General features: G+C 38.2%; 18 protein-coding genes. All 18 read left to right on the top strand.

All coding sequences use genetic code 11. The annotated features are described in order from the left end of the window. Positions 1-104: 104 nt before the first annotated feature. The 18 genes from ACSYSF_RS06255 to mutL all read left to right on the top strand — a co-directional run bounded on the left by ACSYSF_RS06255 (position 105) and on the right by mutL (position 21,148). Positions 105-1,418, top strand: coding sequence for a bifunctional folylpolyglutamate synthase/dihydrofolate synthase (locus ACSYSF_RS06255; RefSeq protein ID WP_489867111.1), 1,314 nt, complete (start codon positions 105-107; stop codon positions 1,416-1,418). A gap of 82 nt (positions 1,419-1,500) precedes the next feature. Beyond that, complete coding sequence (locus ACSYSF_RS06250) at positions 1,501-3,459, top strand: ABC-F family ATP-binding cassette domain-containing protein (RefSeq protein WP_489867110.1); 1,959 nt, start codon at positions 1,501-1,503, stop codon at positions 3,457-3,459. A 256-nt stretch (positions 3,460-3,715) separates the two neighbouring features. Continuing rightward, positions 3,716-3,991 carry a co-chaperone GroES gene (locus ACSYSF_RS06245; RefSeq protein WP_489867109.1) on the top strand — a complete coding sequence of 92 codons (276 nt, stop codon included), beginning with the start codon at positions 3,716-3,718 and terminating at the stop codon, positions 3,989-3,991. Between the two features lie 35 nt (positions 3,992-4,026). After that, positions 4,027-5,646, top strand: coding sequence for a chaperonin GroEL (groL, locus tag ACSYSF_RS06240; protein ID WP_489867108.1), 1,620 nt, complete (start codon positions 4,027-4,029; stop codon positions 5,644-5,646). A 285-nt stretch (positions 5,647-5,931) separates the two neighbouring features. Next, positions 5,932-7,767 carry an APC family permease gene (locus ACSYSF_RS06235; RefSeq protein ID WP_489867107.1) on the top strand — a complete coding sequence of 612 codons (1,836 nt, stop codon included), beginning with the start codon at positions 5,932-5,934 and terminating at the stop codon, positions 7,765-7,767. 117 nt (positions 7,768-7,884) lie between these two features. Continuing rightward, entirely contained in the window at positions 7,885-8,862 is a 978-nt protein-coding gene (locus tag ACSYSF_RS06230) for a DUF2785 domain-containing protein (RefSeq protein ID WP_489867106.1), read from the top strand. A gap of 86 nt (positions 8,863-8,948) precedes the next feature. Then, positions 8,949-10,097 carry a D-alanine--D-alanine ligase family protein gene (locus tag ACSYSF_RS06225; RefSeq protein ID WP_489867105.1) on the top strand — a complete coding sequence of 383 codons (1,149 nt, stop codon included), beginning with the start codon at positions 8,949-8,951 and terminating at the stop codon, positions 10,095-10,097. Between the two features lie 134 nt (positions 10,098-10,231). Further along, entirely contained in the window at positions 10,232-10,759 is a 528-nt protein-coding gene (locus tag ACSYSF_RS06220) for a YqeG family HAD IIIA-type phosphatase (protein ID WP_489867104.1), read from the top strand. Next, complete coding sequence (gene yqeH, locus ACSYSF_RS06215) at positions 10,752-11,894, top strand: ribosome biogenesis GTPase YqeH (RefSeq protein ID WP_489867103.1); 1,143 nt, start codon at positions 10,752-10,754, stop codon at positions 11,892-11,894. The genes ACSYSF_RS06220 and yqeH overlap by 8 nt, the downstream gene beginning before the upstream one ends. Before the next feature lie 3 nt (positions 11,895-11,897). Next, the gene (locus ACSYSF_RS06210) at positions 11,898-12,212 is read left to right on the top strand and encodes a YhbY family RNA-binding protein (RefSeq protein WP_489867102.1); all 315 of its coding nucleotides are present in this window, start codon (positions 11,898-11,900) and stop codon (positions 12,210-12,212) included. Between the two features lie 24 nt (positions 12,213-12,236). Beyond that, positions 12,237-12,875, top strand: a complete 639-nt coding sequence (locus tag ACSYSF_RS06205) for a nicotinate-nucleotide adenylyltransferase (RefSeq protein WP_489867101.1) — start codon at positions 12,237-12,239, stop codon at positions 12,873-12,875. Further along, positions 12,865-13,464 carry a bis(5'-nucleosyl)-tetraphosphatase (symmetrical) YqeK gene (gene yqeK, locus ACSYSF_RS06200; RefSeq protein ID WP_489867100.1) on the top strand — a complete coding sequence of 200 codons (600 nt, stop codon included), beginning with the start codon at positions 12,865-12,867 and terminating at the stop codon, positions 13,462-13,464. The genes ACSYSF_RS06205 and yqeK overlap by 11 nt, the downstream gene beginning before the upstream one ends. Next, a complete protein-coding gene (gene rsfS / locus ACSYSF_RS06195; RefSeq protein ID WP_489867099.1) occupies positions 13,464-13,832 on the top strand; it encodes a ribosome silencing factor in 369 nt (122 codons plus the stop codon). The genes yqeK and rsfS overlap by 1 nt, the downstream gene beginning before the upstream one ends. Continuing rightward, positions 13,832-14,578 (top strand): class I SAM-dependent DNA methyltransferase, encoded by a 747-nt coding sequence (locus tag ACSYSF_RS06190; protein WP_489867098.1) that lies wholly within the window; start codon positions 13,832-13,834, stop codon positions 14,576-14,578. Before rsfS ends, ACSYSF_RS06190 begins: the two co-directional genes overlap by 1 nt. Positions 14,579-14,593: 15 nt before the next feature. Next, the gene (locus ACSYSF_RS06185) at positions 14,594-15,775 is read left to right on the top strand and encodes a nucleotidyltransferase (RefSeq protein ID WP_489867097.1); all 1,182 of its coding nucleotides are present in this window, start codon (positions 14,594-14,596) and stop codon (positions 15,773-15,775) included. A 14-nt stretch (positions 15,776-15,789) separates the two neighbouring features. Further along, positions 15,790-16,326 carry a YceD family protein gene (locus tag ACSYSF_RS06180; protein WP_489867096.1) on the top strand — a complete coding sequence of 179 codons (537 nt, stop codon included), beginning with the start codon at positions 15,790-15,792 and terminating at the stop codon, positions 16,324-16,326. Between the two features lie 100 nt (positions 16,327-16,426). Next, positions 16,427-19,084, top strand: a complete 2,658-nt coding sequence (gene mutS / locus ACSYSF_RS06175) for a DNA mismatch repair protein MutS (protein ID WP_489867095.1) — start codon at positions 16,427-16,429, stop codon at positions 19,082-19,084. An 18-nt stretch (positions 19,085-19,102) separates the two neighbouring features. Continuing rightward, the gene (gene mutL / locus ACSYSF_RS06170) at positions 19,103-21,148 is read left to right on the top strand and encodes a DNA mismatch repair endonuclease MutL (RefSeq protein WP_489867094.1); all 2,046 of its coding nucleotides are present in this window, start codon (positions 19,103-19,105) and stop codon (positions 21,146-21,148) included. Positions 21,149-21,167: the final 19 nt, after the last annotated feature.

Raw genomic sequence — 21,167 nt, 5'->3', positions numbered from 1 at the left:
TTTAAGCTGTTCGTCGTTACAATGCAGTAAATTACACATACAGGAGCGCCGTCTACTTTGTAGTCGGCGCTTTTGTTTACAGTGGGATAAAAATGAGGATTAGCATGACTGAAATAACAACAACAGCAGAAGCAATTGCGTATATTCATGGACGACATAAATGGACTAAGACGCCAACGTTTGATCGTTTGCATAAAATTTTAACAATTTTGGATCATCCGGAACGTCAATCAAAATATGTTCATATTACTGGTACGAATGGTAAGGGATCAACTAGTAAAATGGTTGCGCAATTACTACGAGCAAGCGGCTTACGCGTGGGCTTGTTTACTTCGCCTTATATTTTACGTTTTAATGAGCGTATTCAAGATGATCAAGGGAATATTAGTGATGACGACTTATTGTCATTAGTACAAGAATTAGCACCAATTATTGATAAATTGGATAATGAGATGCCAAGTGGCTTAACCGAGTTTGAAACATTGACAGTGTTAATGTTTATGTATTTTGCTAAACATCCAGTAGATGTAGTGGTGTTAGAAGTTGGTGTTGGTGGTACATGGGATTCAACCACAATTATTCCCGATAAAATTGTGTCAGTTATTACGACAGTTGGTTTAGATCATATGAAAGTTTTGGGAGATACCATACCAAAAATTGCCACACAAAAGGCTGGCATTATTCAAAAGCAGCGCCCGGTTGTTGTTGGTCGCTTACCAAAAGCAGCAAATAATGTTATTGATGTGGTTGCTAATGCCATGGGAGCGCCTATTTATCGTTTAGGTGAGCAATTTTTACCAACTGTTTTAACGACAAATCAGACCTGGGGTGAAACATTTTCAGTTTCTGGTACAATCAATTATGAACATGTCTATGTTGATTTAATGGGTGCATATCAAATTGATAATGCAACAGTTGCTTTACAAACGGCACAAATCGTTTGTGATTATTTCAGTATTTCATTAAAACCAGCACAAGTTGCACAAGCTTTGCAAAATGTTACTTGGCCAGTTCGTTTTGAGAAGGTTAATGAAACACCAACCATTATTTTGGACGGTGCTCATAATGAACCAGGTGTTAAGGCGTTGGTTGATACGTTGAATAAGCGATTTAGCAAACAGATAGTACATGTATTATTTGGCGCCTTACAAGATAAAAACTACCCGCAAATGTTACAATTACTAACGGCTTTACCTAATGTTGATTTGCACGTGGTCGGTTTTCAGGGTCCAAATAATCGCCAACCAATCCAACCAACGCAAGCTGCGGCTCAGGTAACAAACCAGGTTGTGACAGTTCATGAAAATTGGCAAAGTGGTTTGGCACAAGTACAAACTAATATGGATGAAGATGATGTTATTTTATTGACGGGTTCATTATATTTTGTATCTGAAGTTAGGGCGGTATTGAATCAGTAGAATTAAACCAATCAATCAGATTGATAAGGTAAATAAAGATAGGTTAGTCAGTGATTGACTTAACATAAATGGAGTAATAACGATGATTATTTTACAAGCAAGTAATGTTGCTCGTCGTTTTAACGGTGTGACATTCTTTGATAATATTTCAATGCAGATTCAAAGTAAAGGTCGTGTTGGATTAGTTGGCCGTAATGGTGCTGGAAAATCAACGCTTTTAAAAATGCTAATTGGTGAAACGACACCTGATGAAGGTGAAGTTTCAATGAAGAAGGGCGTTCGTTTAGCTTATTTAGCACAAAATTCAGGCTTGGATTCTGATTTGTCAGTTTACAATGAGATGTTGACTGCTTTTGATGATGTTATTGCGTTAGAAAAACGTTTGCGTCAAATGGAGAATGAGATTGCATCTACGACTGATTATACGAGCGATGCTTATACAGAGTTATTGGCAGCTTATGACCAAGCACAACATGATTTTGATGAAAAGAATGGCTATGGCTACGATGCAACTATTCGTTCTGTTTTGCATGGTTTTGGCTTTGATGAGTCATTTTATGATCAAAAGATTGCGGCATTGTCTGGGGGCCAACGGACTCGTTTAGCAATTGCCAAACAATTGTTGGAAACACCCGATCTGTTAATCTTGGATGAGCCTACCAATCATTTGGATATGCAAACACTAGCTTGGCTTGAGCAATATTTAAAAAATTACCAGGGTGCTTTGCTGATTGTTTCTCACGATCGTTATTTCTTGGATCGCGTGGTAAACGAGATATATGATATGCATTCAGGTCAATTAGATCACTATAAGGGTAACTATAGTGATTTTATGAAGCAAAAAGCAGCAAAAGTGTTACAAGAACAAAAGGCTTATGATAAGCAACAAGATGAAATAGCAAAGTTAGAAGATTTTGTTAAGCGTAATATTGTGCGTGCATCAACGACTAAGCGGGCACAATCACGTCGTAAGCAATTGGCGCGGATGACCCGGATTGAACCACCTAAGAATGAATCTGGGGTTGCCCACATTCAATTTATTGCTGATGAAGATTCAGGTAATGAAGTGTTGCGGGTTAAAGATGTGAAACTAGGTTATGATGCCACCCATGTGTTAGCCGAAAATGTTAACGTTGAGGTTGATAAGCAACATGCGGTGGCACTGGTAGGGCCTAATGGAATTGGTAAATCAACCTTTATTAAAACCATTTTGGGCAATATTCCACTCATAGCTGGACAAATTAAATTAGGTGCGAATGTAACGGTTGGTTACTATGACCAAGAGCAACAAACGTTAGATAGTAAAAAGACGGTTATTGATACGATTTGGGATGAACATCCAACTATGCCCGAAAAGGATGTTCGTTCAATTTTGGGTTCATTCATGTTTTCTGGTGAAGCAGTTGAAAAATTAGTTGCAGCCCTTTCTGGTGGTGAACGCGCTCGATTGTTATTGACTAAGTTAGCGCTAGAACACGCAAACTTTTTGATTTTGGATGAGCCGACAAATCACTTGGACATTGATTCACGAGAAGTTTTGGAAACAGCCTTGAATGAGTACAATGGTACGATTTTCTTTGTCTCTCACGATCGTTACTTTATCAATGAAGTTGCAACTGAGGTGGTTGAATTATCGCCAAATGGGACTCGATTCTTCGATGGTAATTATGATTATTATCTAGAAAAGACAGCTGATGAATCAAGTGAAATAACAAAGGTATCTAGTGCAGCAACAACAACTGATGATCAGAGGACGACTACTTCAGCCAAGGTATTGTCACGAACAGAGCAAAAGGAACGTCAGCGTGAGCAGCGTCGTTTAGAAAGAGCTGTGGCGGCGTTTGAAGAAAAAATGACGACCATTTCTGAAGAACGCGATACGGTAAATGAAGCATTAAATGATCCACAAAATGGTACTGATTTGACGAAACTTAATGAATTATCTGCCAAAATCGCTGAATTAGATGGGCAATTGAGCGAAGTTGAAGATCAGTGGACTGATGCTAGTTTAGAACTAGAAACGTTTTTAGATGAAAATTAAATTTAGAGAGCGAGAGCAAATCCTTTATATTGAAGGTTCAGCTTTTGCGAACGCGTTTATGCTATGAAAGTTACAAACTTATAATTCCAAAAAATTTAGCAAATAGAGGTTGGCACGTATTTTGTGCCAACCTCTATTTTTGTTTGAGAAACGTTTGCAAAAAATAGAGAATGTGTTATTATTAATAGTGTTGATTAGCACTTAGTATTAAAGAGTGCTAACGTATGAAAAAATAAACCTGTGGAGGTCAGATAACATGTTGAAGCCATTAGGAGATCGTGTTGTATTGCAAGTATCAGAAGCACCTGAGAAATCAGTTGGGGGAATTTTATTAGCTTCTAATGCACAAGAAAAGTCAGTTACAGGAAAGGTCGTTGCTGTTTCTACGCAATCAGTTGGTGATTTAGCAGCACCAACTGCAGTTAAAGAAGGCGATAGCGTTATTTTTGATAAGTATGCCGGTTCAGAAATGAGCATCGACGGTGTTGATTATTTAGTTGTTCACGAAAAAGATATTGTGGCTGTTTTATAATTTAAATAATTAATAAAGTAGAGAGGGTTAAAAATATGGCAAAAGATATTGAATTTGCAGAAGATGCACGTGCCAAGATGCAAGCTGGTGTTGATAAGCTTGCTGACACAGTAAAAACAACGATTGGTCCTAAGGGACGTAATGTTGTGATTGAGCAAAGCTATGGTGCACCAACTATTACTAACGATGGTGTGACAATTGCTAAGGCAGTTGATTTGGAAGACCACTTTGAAGACATGGGGGCTAAGTTAGTTGCTGAAGTTGCTTCAAAGACGAATGATATTGCTGGTGATGGAACCACCACTGCTACAGTTTTGGCACAAGCTATCATCAATGAAGGTATGAAGAACGTAACGGCTGGTGCTAACCCAGTTGGTGTACGTCACGGAATTGAATTGGCAACCAATGCAGCTGTTAAGGCATTGCATGATTTGTCAAAGACTGTTTCAACGCAAGAAGAAATTACACAAATTGCTTCAATTTCAGCTGCTAATGAAGAAGTTGGAAAGCTAATTGCTGAAGCAATGGAAAAAGTTGGTAATGATGGTGTTATTACTATTGAAGAATCAAAGGGTATTGAGACAACCTTAGACGTTGTTGAGGGAATGCAATTTGATCGTGGTTACATGTCACAATACATGGTCACCGATAACGATAAGATGGAAGCATCATTGGATAATCCATATATTTTGATTACTGATAAGAAGATTGGAAATATTCAAGATATTTTGCCAGTCCTACAGAGCGTTGTTGAACAAGGACGTGCTTTGTTAATTATCGCTGACGATGTGACTGGTGAAGCTTTGCCTACATTAGTTTTGAACAAGATGCGTGGTACATTCAACGTTGTTGCTGTTAAGGCACCTGGCTTTGGTGACCGTCGTAAGGCACAACTAGAAGATATCGCTGTGTTGACCGGTGGTACTGTGATTACTGATGACTTAGGCTTGAGCTTGAAGGATATGACAATTGATCAATTAGGACAAGCTGCTAAGGTTACAGTTACAAAAGACAATACAACTATTGTTGAAGGTAACGGTAATGCTGACAACATTAAAGAGCGTGTTGAATTGATTAAGGGTCAAATTGCTGAAACTACTTCTGACTTTGATCGTGAGAAGTTGCAAGAACGTTTGGCTAAGTTAGCTGGTGGTGTCGCTGTTGTTAACGTTGGTGCTGCTACAGAAACTGAGCTAAAAGAGCGTAAGTACCGTATTGAAGATGCTTTGAACGCTACTCGTGCTGCGGTTGAAGAAGGATTCGTTTCAGGTGGTGGTACTGCCCTAGTTAATGTTATTCCAGCTGTTGCAGCGTTGTCTGAAGAAGGCGATGTCCAAACTGGTATTAACATTGTTAAGCGTGCCCTAGAGGAGCCTGTACGTCAAATTGCCGAGAATGCTGGTGTTGAAGGTTCAGTGATTGTTAACCAATTGAAGACTGAAGAAATCGGTGTTGGTTATAATGCTGCTACTGGTGATTGGACTGATATGATTAAGGCTGGAATTGTTGACCCAACTAAGGTTACTCGTTCAGCTTTGCAAAACGCTGCCTCTGTATCAGCATTGCTATTGACGACTGAAGCCGTTATTGCTGATCAACCAACTGATGGTGCTGCACAAGCACCAGCCCAAGGTGGTATGCCAGGAATGATGTAATGATATCAGAAGGTGCAAAAGTTTAAATACTTTTTGCTGATGTGATATTTATTATAATTGCATATAAATTAATTGAGTTGAAGTTTGCCAATTTTAGTTGGTGGACTTCAGCTTTTTTATATGTCAGTTAGGTATCTAAGGCTGTCATAAAAAAGAAAAAATAAAAAGATAGACAATCGATAAGCTTAGAACTACAATAGGCACTTGTAGAAATGAAAAAAGGCTTTGTTCGCCTAATTTTTTACAAAATATTGAAAGAAAAATTAAATATTTAGGAGCAAAGAAATGTGGCCTTTATTTAAGCGTTTTTTAATTGGAAAACCATTAAAAACTTTGGATGAAAATGCACGTCAATTAAGTCGCACAAAAGCATTAGCTTTGTTATCATCTGATGCGTTGTCATCTGTTGCATATGGAACTGAACAAATCATTACAGTACTAGTTGCCATTGGTGGTGTTGCGACATTGTGGCTGCAATTGCCAGTTGTTGCGTTAGTACTAATTCTATTAGCAGCAATTACTTTGTCATATCGTCAAATCATTCATGCTTATCCCGCTGGTGGGGGTGCGTATTTAGTTACCTCAACTAACTGGGGACGGCATGCCGGCTTAGTTGCTGGTGGGTCTCTGTTAGTTGATTATATGCTGACGGTTGCAGTTTCAGTTGCTTCTGGAACTGAAGCGATTGTTTCAGCTATCCCAAGTTTGCACCCATACAGTGTCGCAATTGGGGTAATCATTATTCTGATATTAACGGGTATTAACTTACGTGGCTTACGTGAATCAGCCGGTGCTCTAATGGTGCCAGTTTATCTATTTATTGCAGTTATGGTTGTCATGATTCTATGGGGGCTCTACAATATTGTAACGGGTCAAGTCTCATATGACCCAACTACTCCTGAGCATATTACTACCGGCAGTGTTTCAATCTTATTGTTTTTGAAGGCTTTTTCTAGTGGATCATCTTCATTAACTGGTGTGGAAGCAATTTCGAATGCCGTACCTAATTTTAAAGAACCTAAAGCAAAAAATGCAGCCCTTACTTTGGTGATTATGGCATCAATTTTGGCTTTCTTCTTAGTAGGTGTGACATTGTTGTCATTCTTCTATGGTATTCGGCCAAATGCGCACGTAACAGTGTTGGCACAAATTGGGCAGCATGTCTTTGGCCATGGGGTATTCTTTTATATCTTGCAAATTGCTACTGCATTAATATTGGCGGTGGCTGCCAATACAGGATTCTCAGCGTTTCCACAATTAGCTTATAACTTGGCTAAAGATAAATTTATGCCACATAGTTACATGGATAAGGGTGACCGATTAGGCTATTCAAATGGGATTATGTCCTTAGCATTCGGTGCGATTGTGTTGTTAGTTATCTTTAAAGGCTCAACGGAAGCATTGATTCCACTATATGCAGTGGGTGTTTTTGTACCCTTTACATTGTCACAATCGGGGATGATTATTCATTGGTGGCGTGAACGTGATGGTCATTGGTTGACTAAATCATTAATCAACTTAATCGGCGCATTGATTTCGGCAGTGCTTGTTGTGACGTTATTTGCATTACATTTTGGTTCGGTTTGGCCATATTTAATTATTATGCCAATTCTAATCAGAATATTCTTGGTTATTAATCGTCATTACAAGTTAGTTGCTAAGCAATTGAAAGTATTATCATTAGAACCAATTAAAAGAAGTCATTACGATGGTGCCACAGTGATTGTTTTTGTTTCCAACTTTACGAAAGCGACGGCAGATGCTGTTGATTACGCACAATCTATTGGTGACAAAGTCTTAGCTATGCATGTTTCGTTTGATTCGAATCCACAAAAGGAACATCGTTTAGGTGTTGAATTTAAACGTGAGTTCCCAGAGGTACGGTATGTTGATATTCATTCATCATATCGTTCAATTACAAAACCAGCATTACGGTTTGTTGATGAAATTGCGAAAGGTACTCAGAAACGCAATCATTCGTTAACCATTTTGATTCCGCAGTTTGTGCCTAAGCATAGTTGGCAGAATGCATTGCATAATCAGAATAGTTTGAAGTTGCGGACGGCTTTGGCTTCACGTGATGTGACCGTATCAACTTATTATTTCCATCTAAAAGAATAATTGAAGAAAACATATTCGTTAACGACCAAAATATGGTAAAGTTACGAATATGTTTTTTATTTTACATGGTTGTGGTAATCTAAATGAGATAAATAAAAATTAAGAAAGGCAACAAAAATGGAATATACGATAGATGATGTTCGTGATGAATTAAAAGATTTACGCGAACAAGTTCATACAGGTCAGCTATTTGATTCATTGGGAACTCAGATTGGTCGTTTGATTGATCAAATTGATTATGATGAACCTACCCATGTTGTTCAGTTGCCTGATGATCAAGCACAAAATATTAAGCAACGTATTTTAGGTTGGCAACAGACGATGTATGCGGGTCAACCTGTTAAAGTCAGCAATCAAGATGTTTTGGATCTACTAAGTGCTTTACGCCAAAGTGATCCGACTATTCGTGACAAGGGTGCTTTCTTTTTCATAAGTGATGGTTTGCAAAATGGTATTTTTGATCGCAATCAACTGTCATTGATGATTCGTTGTTTATTACAAGATAGTGTTTTATTCAGTCATATTGATGAGCAGGATAATGACGGCGTATTTTATCGTTCATTTGCTTTGTTTGTATTGTCAATGTTACGATATGCTAACCGTAAGGGGACACAACGGTTTATTAGTGATGATCTTGATGAAGAGTTATTTATTAACGTTGCCACTTATATGGTATTAGAACGAGACACACGGGGCTTTATAGGTGATAAAGGTTGGGCCCATGCTTTTATGCATATTGGCAATATGATGGCAGAATATACGCATGATAATAAAGTTCGTCGCGCTGATAAAATTTTTCTATTAACAATTTTGGTTGAAAAGTTTAAGCGACTAGAGACCCCACTAATTATGGGTGAGAATCGGCGCTTAATTAGTGTGATTACGGACTTAATTAATAAGAATGAGATATATGCTAAATATTTCTTGCAACAATTAAAGCAGTGGCGTCAAGAAATGACACGTCAAATGCAGCCGGAAACGGAAGGCGCATGGCACCGCTTGTATAATCAACAACGATTTTTGCAGGCTTTGATGACACGTCAGAATTTACCAAAAGAAATTTCAGACTATTTAAATGAGTCTCGGAGTTTTTAATAAAAAATGTCCCAAAAATCGGAATTGTGTGTTATACTTAGGTTTCCAGATAAATCAGTTTGACAATCAAGGGGAGAATAGCCATTATGTCAGAAAAATTAAATATTGCAATGTTGTTTGGTGGAAATTCATCTGAACACGACGTTTCAAAGCGCTCAGCTCATAACATTTATGATGCTATGGACAAGGAAAAGTACAATGTGACTGTATTTTTGATTTCAAAAGACGGTATCATGATTAACGCTAAAGATTCATGGCGCGTGTTTGAAGGGGAAGATGAAGACACAATTGTTGCAGCTGCTAAGGAAAACATGGATTTGTCTAATCCATTAGCACCAATTGCTGTGCTAGGAGATTTGGATGATATTGATTTCTTCTATCCAGTAGTACACGGTAACTTAGGTGAAGATGGTACTTTGCAAGCATTGTTCCGTTTGCTAAAGAAGCCTTACTTGGGTCCTGGTATTGCAGCATCAGCTATGTCATTTGATAAAGATTTGACAAAGCGTATTCTAAACCAAGCCGGTGTCCGCAACACAGATTATGTTTTGATTACTGATCAAAACTATAAGGATTACAGTTATGAAGATTTGACAGCTAAGTTGAAGTCAGACGTTTTGTTTGTTAAGGCTGCTAGTCAAGGATCATCAGTTGGTGTGTCACGTGTTACAAATGCCGAAGAGTATGAAACTGCTTTGAAAGATTCATTCCAGTATGATTATAAGATTTTGGTTGAAGGTGCGTTGGACCGACCACGTGAGGTATTTATCTCAATCTTAGGTAATGAAAACCCCCGTGCTTCACGTCTAGGTGGTATTGTATTACCTGAAGATGATATTTGGTATGACTACAACAACAAGTTTGTTGATGCATCAGGAATGGTATTTGAATTACCAGCTAAGATTGATGATGATCTTGCCGAAGAAATCACTGATATGGCTTTGCGTGCATACAAGGCATTAGGATTAGTCGGTTTGACTCGTATGGACTTCATGATTGATAAAAATGGTGTGCCATACTTAGGTGAGCCAAACACATTGCCTGGATTCACTAATATTTCATTGTATCCACAGATGTGGGAAGTTTCAGGAATCAGCTATACCAACTTAATTGATAAGTTGATTCAATATGGTATTGATGAATTTGAACGTGAAAATAAATTGTCATACGATTTCGTTTCACTTGGTGAAGAACACGTTGGTGAAAAGCAATATAATGCTGAAGTAACTAAATAGTCAAAGTAAATAAACCGCATCTCAAATGAGATGCGGTTTATTTATTGTTATAATGAGATACACGAGAGTTCTTTATAAAATCGCAAATTTAGCGTATACTTTAAACTAAGATTAATACTGGAAAAGGATAGAAAATGGCGAATTCATTTACCCCAACGTGGATGATTGACGCAATTTATTGCGTAACCCCCGCACAATTACAACAGCATAATATTAAGGCTGTTTTAACAGATTTAGATAACACTTTAGTTGCTTGGAATAATCCAGACGGTACTCAAGAATTACATGATTGGTTACTAGAGATGAAACAAGCACAAATCCCCGTTTTGATTGTTTCTAATAATTCAGCATCCCGGATCGCCCGCGTTGCTGATCCATTACAACTAAACTTTGTGTCACGTGCTTTAAAGCCAATGACGCGAGGCTTAAATGAAGCAACCAAAATGTTACAACTAAAGCCTAGTGAAGTCGTTATGGTTGGTGATCAGTTATTAACCGATGTTTATGCAGCGAATAACGCTGGTATGCGAAGTATTTTAGTTAAACCTTTAATTGAAACAGATCAATGGAACACCAAGATTAATCGTTTCTTTGAAAAGGGCGTAAAAAAGAATATGTTAAAGAGCAATCCAAAATTGCAATGGAGGAAACAACTTGATTAGTGAAGAAACAGTACGTCAATATCTCGATGAAGGTTTACGCTGTATTGGCTGTGGTGCTTTAATTCAAACTGAGCATAAAGATGAGATTGGTTATACACCAATGTCAGCACTTTTAAAGAGCTTTGAGAATGATGAAGTGTTTTGCCAACGTTGCTTCCGACTACGTCATTATAATGAAATTCAACCCGTTAATTTGACTGATGACGATTTTCGTCGTTTGTTAGAACAAATTGCTGATACAAACTCATTGGTTGTTTATGTGATGGATGTCTTTGATTTTTCAGGATCATTGATTCCAGGTTTGCATCGTTTCGTTGGTAACAATGATATTTTATTAGTTGGTAATAAAGTTGACGTGCTACCACGTTCATTAAAGCGCAGTAAAATTAAGGATTGGATGCGCCAACAAGCTAACATTGCTGGTTTACGTCCTATTGACGTTGCCTTAGCCTCTGGGAAAAATGGTGAGGCAATTGAGCGGTTATTAGATTTAATTGCTAAATACCGTAATGGTCGTTCAGTTTATGTGGTTGGTGTTACAAATGTTGGTAAGTCAACGTTGATTAATCAAATTATTAAGTCGGTGACTGGTGATCGGCATGATGTTATTACAACGTCACGCTTCCCAGGTACGACCCTAGATCGAATCGAAATTCCGTTGGATGATGATAGTAATATCATTGATACGCCAGGAATTATCCATCAAGATCAAATGGCACATTATTTAAGTGCTAAAGATTTGAAGTATGTTTCACCTCAAAAAGAAATCAAGCCTAAAACATTCCAGTTGAATGCAGGACAAACCTTATTTATGGGTGCTTTAGCTCGTTTTGATTATATTCAAGGTGAGCATACTGGAATTACGGCATATTTTGAAAATAATTTATTAATTCATCGTACGAAATTAGCAAATGCTGGTGAATTCTATCGCAAGCATGCTGGCGAATTATTAGCGCCACCAACAGCTGATAATTTAGAAACGTTGCCACCATTGCAACGTTATGAATTTAAAACAACAGAAAAGACAGATCTTGTGATTGATGGGTTAGGTTGGTTAACCGTACCAGCTGATACTGTCGTCGCAGGCTGGGCACCAAAGGGTGTTTCAGTATTAACAAGAAGGGCAATGATTTAAAATATGATATCTCTACGTGGAAAACAAAAACGTTATTTACGTGCGTCAGCACATGACATGCGACCACTATTTAGTGTCGGCAAGCAAGGCTTAACGGAGAATTGGTTGCGTCAATTAGAAGATGCGATTAATAAACGTGAGCTATTTAAAGTCAATATCTTGCCTAATTCAGATGTTGGTATAGATGAATTAAAAGCATTTATTGAGGACAATTCAGATATTCAAGTTGTCCAAACAATTGGGCACACTTTAGTATTATTTGGCGAGTCAAGTGAGAAAGAAAATCGTCACTATTCAGTGGCGGTGCAGAAAATTTAAATAATAAGCAATGGGAGATGGCTTATGGTAGCAACAATTCAACAATTTGTTACGCAGCTTCAATTAGAACCAGAAACTGCTAATAAAAAGAAAAAAATCGGAATTATTGGTGGCACTTTTAATCCACCACATGTGGGTCATCTCATCATCGCTGAACAAGTTGCAGATAAATTGGGGCTTGATAAGGTGTTTTTTATGCCGAATGCCAAGCCACCACATGTTGATCCTAAGGGTGCTATTAATCCAATTGATCGTGCTCGGATGGTACAAGCCGCCATTGCAGGTAATAGTCGCTTCGATATTGAATTATTAGAAGTACAACGCGGTGGTAAAAGCTATACGTATAACACCATGTTGCAATTGAAGCTAGAACATCCTGATTATGAGTACTACTTTATCATCGGTGGGGATGAGGTTGCCTATCTAAAAACATGGTATCGCATTGATGATTTACTACGTTTGGTAAAATTTGTCGGGGTTAATCGACCAGGGCAACCTAGAAATTCACCTTATCCGATTATTTGGGTTGATGTGCCAGATTTGGTAATCAGCTCTACTGATATCCGACAACGCATTAGTCATCATCAAAGTGTACGTTATTTAGTACCTGACTTGGTGGCCGCTTATATTGTAGAAAATGGGTTATATTTAAATGACAGATAAACTAATTTATACAAAAAATATTTTTGCAGGTACACGTGAAGCCTTAATTGATAAGGTTTCACAAGCTTTGTCAACAAAACGTTTTGAACACGTGCTACGTGTGGAAGACATGACATTGCAACTAGCTAATCAATGGGGTGTTGATGCTGAATTGGCTTCAATTGCAGCATTAACGCATGATTATGCAAAAGAACGGCCTGATGAAGACTTTCTAAACAAAATTGTTGAAAAGCAATTGGATCCTGATTTAGTAAATTGGGGTAATAATATTTGGCACGGTGTGGTTGGTGCAGAAATGGTTAAAGATGAACTTGGCATTGCCCATGAAGACATTTTGAACGCCATTCGCCAGCACACAACTGGGGCCACAATAATGACAAAACTCAGTCAAATATTATATATGGCTGATTATATTGAAGCAGATAGAGAATTTCCTGGGGTAGAAGAAGTACGTGCGTTAGCTTTTGAAGATTTGGCAGCCAGTGTTGGTTGGCAAACCGCACATACGTTACGCTTCTTAGTTTCTAAGAATGTTAGAATCTATCCAGGAACGCTATTAACTTATAATACATGGAGTGTTGATAAATAATGACGAATGTGAATGATATGCTAGAAGTGGCAGTTAAGGCTGCGGATGGTAAACGTGCGGAAGATTTGGTTGCATTGGATATTCATGAATTAAGTATTATTACAGATGATTATCTAATCTTAAGTGCACCAACTGAGCGTCAAGTAGTTGCGATTGCTGATGAAATTATTGATAAAATGGCTGAAGCAGGCTTTGATCTAAATCGTCAAGAAGGTCGTCAAGAAGGTCAATGGATTTTGCTAGACTTTGGTGATTTGATTGTACATGTTTTCAAATCAGAAACACGTGATTTTTATCGTCTTGAAAAGACTTGGCAAGCTGCTCCTGAAGTTGCAATTGATCAATGGATTATTAAGGAAGATTTCTAATGAATTACCAAACATTTGCGAAGCTATATGATGATTTGTTTGATGAAGAAGCCTATGAAGATTGGTTAACGTATGCCCAAAATAATATTAAGTCGCAAGATGGCAAATTATTGGAGCTAGCAGGTGGTGCAGGCCGTCTAGCAATTTTATTGCGCCAAAATGGTTTTAAAGATGTGACAGTTTTTGATTTATCACCAGAAATGTTATCGCTTGCTGTTCAACATGCGCAAGAAGCTAACCTTGATTTGCCTTTAATTGAAGGTGATATGCGTGAATGGTCAGATTTAAAACAAAAGTATACGACCATCACATCATTTGCGGATTCGTTTAATTACCTAGCTAATACGCAAGAAATGTTAGCAACTTTTAAGCAAGTTGCTAAACATCTTGAGCCAAATGGTCAATTTTTATTTGATGTCATTTCACCATGGCAAACAGATGTTTATTATCCTGGTTACATGTTTAATTGGCACGATGAAGAGACTGCTTTTATGTGGTCATCATATGGTGTCGAAGGCATGCCACACACTGTTGAACATGAATTAACATTTTTCGTTTATAATGAAGAAATTGATGGTTATCAACAGTTGCAAGAAATTCATACGGAAAGAACTTATGATTTGGCAACATATCAACGTTTGTTGCAAAAAGCTGGTTTTAAGGACATCAAAGTCACGGCTGATTTTGGTCGTAGTGAGGTGACTTCAGATACAGATCGTTGGTTCTTTAGTGTCACTAAAGCATAGAGGAAATAGATTGTCATGAAAGCAGTTGGGATTGTAGCTGAATATAATCCATTCCATAATGGACATGCCTATCAATTAGCACAGGCTAAAAAAATTACCGGTGCTGATGCAGCGGTTGTGGTGATGTCTGGTAACTTTGTCCAACGCGGACTACCGGCAATCTTTGATAAATGGCAACGTGCTAAGTTAGCCCTTACTGGAGGTGCTGATGTTGTATATGAACTACCATTTGCTTTTGCTGTGCAACCTGCGCATATATTTGCGCGTGGTGCCGTGCAAATTTTAGTGGCCGCTGGTGTGGACACAATTGCTTTTGGTGCAGAACATGCGAATATAGATTTTCTTGCTTTGGCGCAAAAGGCGCAAAAAAAATTAGCGCAAAATGGCGCGTTTAAAAGTGACTATACGCAAACTTATGCAACTATTTTTAACGATATTTTAGCTGAAATAACTGGTGAACGATTATCGAATCCTAATGATTTATTAGGCTTTGCTTATGCCATGGCCGTTATTGATTTAGGTTATAGTGATTGCGTAAAATTAGCGCCCATCCAGCGACAAGGGGCCGATTACCATCAAACTGGTATTACCGATGCGCATATTGCAAGTGCAACCGCGCTACGTCAATTGATGTCCCAACATGTTACCGCCACTGAATTTGAAAATTTTGTTTCAAAACCGGCAGCTAAAGTAATGGCAGTTGGTACTCAGGTCAAAGACTGGGAAACGGCTTGGTATCCATTATTACAATATAAGGTCCTCACATCGCCAGTTAGCCAACTAGAACAAATTTATCAATTGACGGATGGACTAGCTTATCGCTTGCAAAATCAAATGATGCATCATACGCGTGCGGATTACCAGACGTTTATGACAAACTTCAAAAGTAAACGTTATACGTGGTCGCGATTACAACGAACGAATCTTTATACGTTATTGAATATTAAGCAAACAGAAATGCTGCAAGCATTGCACCACCCATATTTGCGACTGTTAGGCGCAACGAAAATGGGACGGTTGTTTATTAGACAGCAACGTACTGAAGTGCAGCTACCCGTAATTAATCACGTTACCCAAGATATGTTGGGTGGCATTTTAGCACTAGATTATCGAGCTGGTAAGCTTTATGAACTCATGACAAAAGAGCCAATGCAACAGGCAATGGATACAGGACGGATACCTGCATTTTATGAATAAGAAAGGAACTGGATATGAAGTGGCAATTTTCGGAATTACAAACTTATAAAGATGAACCACTACAATTTAATGAGACCGTCACACTACCGGATAATCTCGTTAATAAATTTAGTGATGTGATTAAAGACTTAACGCCCATTAAAGTAAATGGTTTTGCTCAAAGTGATGATGGTGACATCTTAATCCACGCACATGTTACTGGTGAATTAGTAACACCTTCAACAAGATCATTAGCACCAGTAACCTTACCAATTGACATGGATATTGATGAAATTTATATCAAAGATAAGCAACACGAGAGTCGTTATGCTGATGAAGAGTCAGTCATTTTGGTTGAAGATGGTGTCATTAACTTTGATGAAGCATTATTAGAATATATTGTGTTATCAATTCCAATGCAAGTCCTAACTGATGAAGAAGAAAAAAGTGATGTTATGCCATCAGGACAAGATTGGTCAGTTATTTCTGAAGATACTTATGAAAAACAAAAGCAAGCAACTGAAGAAGAAAATACGCCATTGTCAGGATTGGCTGATTTATTTAAAGAGTAATGCATTGGTTGGTAATGACTATTTGCGATGTATATTGATGGAAATGAGGCCAGAGCAGAATAAGTTCTGGTCTTGTTTATTAGAGAAAGGATGATGAGATATGGCTAAATCAAAAACGACTCCAATGATGGCGCAATATAATGAAATTAAAGCGCAGTATCCGGATGCTTTTTTGTTTTATCGTTTGGGTGATTTTTATGAGTTGTTTAATGATGATGCAGTCGTTGGTTCACAACTTTTAGAATTAACGTTAACACAACGTAATAAAAATTCGGCTGAACCAATTCCAATGGCTGGTGTTCCACATCATGCTGCCCAAAATTACATTGATATTCTGGTGGACAAAGGCTATAAAGTTGCGGTTGTTGAACAGATGGAAAATCCTGCCGATGCAGACGGCATGGTTAAACGTGAAGTGGTGCAATTAGTAACACCGGGAACTCGGATGAAAAATTCAGCTGATGCAGCTAAAGAAAATAATTATTTGGTTGGCTTGTCAGTGGCACCACTGGATTGTTATGGCTTAGCCTATACAGATCTGTCAACAGGTGAGGTCAAAGCAACTAGTTTACAAGGTCTAAACAGTGTTTTAAATGAAATCAGTCGTTTAGAAACAAAAGAGGTTGTTACTAGTGATGATTTACCCAATGATTTACAGGCAAGTTTGACGAATCTTGGGATTCTTGTTTCAACTGCCAAAGCAGAAACCACCACGCATGCTGAGATTACCTATTTAACGCAAAATCTGCAAGATGCTAATCTTGAAGCAGCTGCTAATACCTTATTGAATTATCTATTTGATACGCAAAAACGTTCTCTAGATCACTTACAACAAGCAACTGCCTATGAGGTAGCCCAATATCTGAAGATGGATCGCCATTCACGTGCCAATTTAGAGTTAACGACTAATTTGCGGACGCAACAACGGTCAGGTACTTTACTTTGGTTGCTTGATGAAACCAAAACGGCTATGGGTGGTCGTACATTAAAGCAATGGTTAGAACAACCTTTGTTGGATACTAATACCTTAAATCAACGTTACGATAAGATTGGTGAGTTGATTAATGAATTCTTTGGGCGTTCAGCCTTGCAAGAAGCGTTACAATCTGTCTATGATTTGGAGCGCTTAGCTGGTCGTATTGCCTATGGTACAGCAAATGGTCGTGACTTATTACAATTACGTCGTTCATTACAACAAGTGCCTGAAATTTTGAGCATTTTAGATGATTTTGATCCAGCTATCTTTGGTGAATTACGGACACGTATTGACCCAGTGGCTGATATTGAAACATTGATTGGTGAGGCGATTACAGACGAACCACCAATTTCAGTTACTGATGGTGGTGTAATTCGAACGGGATACAATGAGCAGTTAGATAAATACCGTGATGTTATGACTAACGGTAAAACATGGTTAGCTGAATTAGAAGCTCATGAGCGTGAAGCAACAGGGATTAACTCATTAAAGATCGGATTTAATAAAGTATTTGGTTATTACATCGAGGTCACTAAAGCAAATATTGATAAGTTAGACTCTGGTCGTTATACACGTAAGCAAACCTTGGTTAATGCGGAACGTTTCATTACACCAGAACTAAAAGAACGTGAACAAATGATTTTAGAAGCTGAAACCAAGTCAAGTGAGCTTGAATATCAAGTGTTTACGACTGTTCGCCAAACAATCAAAGAAAATATTCATCGTATTCAAAACTTGGCAGCCAATATCGCCCAACTTGATGTTTTACAGGCATTAGCAACCGTTGCTGAGAAATATCATTTTGTGCGACCAACGTTGACTGATGAATCAGTAATTGATATTAAGGATGGTCGTCATCCGGTTGTTGAAAAAGTTTTGGGTCATCAAGAGTATGTGGCAAATGATGTCACTATGTCCAAAGATGATACCATCTTGTTGATTACGGGACCTAACATGTCTGGTAAGTCAACTTATATGCGGCAGTTAGCTTTGATTGTCGTGATGGCTCAAATTGGTTCTTTTGTACCGGCTACAGCGGCCGTCTTACCAATCTTTGACCAAATTTTCACGCGTATCGGGGCTGCTGATGACTTAATTTCAGGAAATTCAACGTTCATGGTCGAAATGGCTGAAGCAAATACTGCGTTGCAAAATGCTACCAAACATTCATTGATCTTGTTTGATGAACTGGGGCGTGGTACCGCAACTTATGATGGCATGGCTTTGGCACAAGCAATTATTGAATATGTTCATGAACATACGCATGCTAAAACATTGTTCTCAACCCATTATCATGAATTGACGGCATTAGCTGATGAATTGTCTGAGTTACAAAATGTGCATGTTGGGGCTAACGAGCAAAATGGCGAATTGATCTTTTCGCATAAGATATTGCCTGGACCAGCAGATCAAAGTTATGGTATCAACGTTGCGAAATTAGCTGGTTTACCAGAGTCATTAATTGAACGTGCTGACCAAATTCTTAATAATTTGGAAGAACAAGATGTTTCTCTAAAGACGACACCAATAGATCAACCGGCACTAGCTGATACAAAGGTTAATTTGGCTGATTCAGAAGCCGCTGATGAGCCAAAGGTGCCAGTTGAAGAGGCACCACAACACGTAACGGATAACGGCCAATTAGATTTATTTACGTTTTGTGATCCAATTGATCCAAAAGCCGAACAAATGTTGGCCGAGTTGAAACACATTAATGTTGCAACCATGACGCCATTACAAGCCTTAATGAAATTGAATGAATGGCAACAAAGTATACAATAATCGATTAGGGGTGAGAACATGACTGAGATTCATGAATTATCAGATATTTTAGCAAATCAGATTGCTGCTGGTGAGGTGATTGAGCGACCTAGTTCAGTGGTTAAAGAATTAGTCGAAAATGCACTGGATGCACAAGCAACCCAAATTGATATTTTAGTAGAAGAAGCCGGTATCAAATCTATTCGGGTGATTGATAATGGGGTAGGTATTGAAAGTGATCAAGTTGTGAAAGCCTTCTTACGGCATGCAACTTCAAAGATTAGTTCTCGTCAGGATTTATTTCGCGTCCATTCACTTGGCTTTCGTGGTGAGGCTTTACCCTCAATTGCATCTGTAGCGGATGTTGTTTTGCAAACGGCAACTGCTGATGCAAAGGAAGGGGTTAAAATTCATTATCGTGGTGGTGAATTATTAAATGAGACCGGAACAAATGCCCGGGTTGGGACTGATATTTTAGTAACCGACTTATTTTTTAATACACCAGCAAGATTAAAATATTTGAAGTCTCAGGCAACTGAATTGTCTAAGATTGTCGATGTGATTAACCGTTTAGCCATGAGTTACCCACAAGTCGCGTTTCATCTCGTACACAATGATAAAGAACTTTTACAAGCAGCCGGTAACAATAACTTGCAACAAGTAATTGCTAGTGTTTATGGTTTGCAACAAGCTAAAAAAATGTTAGCTGTTTCCAATCAGGATAATGATTTTGAAGTTAATGGTTATATTTCTTTGCCTGAGTTAACTCGGTCTAATCGTTCATATATATCAATTTTGATTAATGGTCGTTTTGTTAAAAACTACAACTTAAGTAAGGCAATCATTAAAGGCTATGGCTCGAAGTTAATGATTGGTCGTTTCCCAATTGCCGTTTTGCAAATTAAAATGGATCCATTACTTGTTGATGTTAATGTCCATCCACAAAAGCATGAAGTCCGACTTTCAAAAGAAAATCAGTTGATGGCATTGATTGAAGAAATGATTGTGGCACGCTTTACAAATCAAAATTTGATTCCAGATGCCTATGATAACTATATGCAAGATAAAATGTCTGACGAAGTTGAACCTGCCGTTGATAATCAACAATTTATGGCTCAGTTGCAGCGCATCTCGGGTACGCACGATACAGCAAACACTGATAGTGAGCAACCACAAAGTGATGTAGTTGCTGATGAAAACAACGCTGGTCAGGCATTGCCTGATGAAACTGAAACGGTACAGTCTCAAGAGGCAACGTCATCAGTAGCAAATGATGTACAACCGATTGTAGTTACTAAAGCATCTGATTTAAATTCAAATACAGTTAAGCATTTTACGAACAAGTATAAACTTGAAGAACCAGTTCAGCCGTTTACTGAATTTGCTGATGCAACGCCAGCTGCTGAAGTGCCATTAGATTGGTCTAACCAAAATGATGTGTTGACTGAGCCAATGAAGACTGGTTTTCCAGAGTTGCAATATATTGGTCAAATGCATGGGACATTTTTGTTTGCCCAAGCGGAAGATGGCTTTTATATTGTTGATCAACACGCTGCTCAAGAACGGATTAAATATGAATATTATCGTGAGGAAATCGGTAAGATTGGCCTTGATAGTCAGCGTTTGTTAGTACCAATTGTTTTGAGTTATCCTAAAATCGATATTTTAAAAATTCAAGCGCATGAAGAAGAGCTGCAAAACGTTGGTTTAAACTTAGAACCATTTGGGGATGACGCCTTAATTGTGCGTGAACACCCAGCTTGGTTTGAAAAAGGCCAAGAGGAAGATACAATTCGTGAAATGATTGATTGGCTATTGCGTGATGGTAGCATTACAACGAAAGCCTTTCGTGAAAAGACCGCTATCATGATGTCATGTAAACGGTCCATTAAAGCGAACTGGTCGTTGAACGATTATGAAGCACGTGGGTTGTTGCAACAATTATCAAAAGCTAAAAATCCATATAATTGTCCGCATGGTCGGCCGGTTTTGGTATCATTTACTAATACAGATATGGAAAAAATGTTTAAACGCATTCAAGATTCCCATGAATCATGGGTTGAATATGATAACCATCCATTTTAATTAATAGAAGCACAAGGGG

This window comes from Weissella sp. ESL1139 (assembly GCF_058506735.1).
Note: the sequence above shows the minus strand (reverse complement) of the source record. Positions and strands in the feature narration are given on the sequence as shown.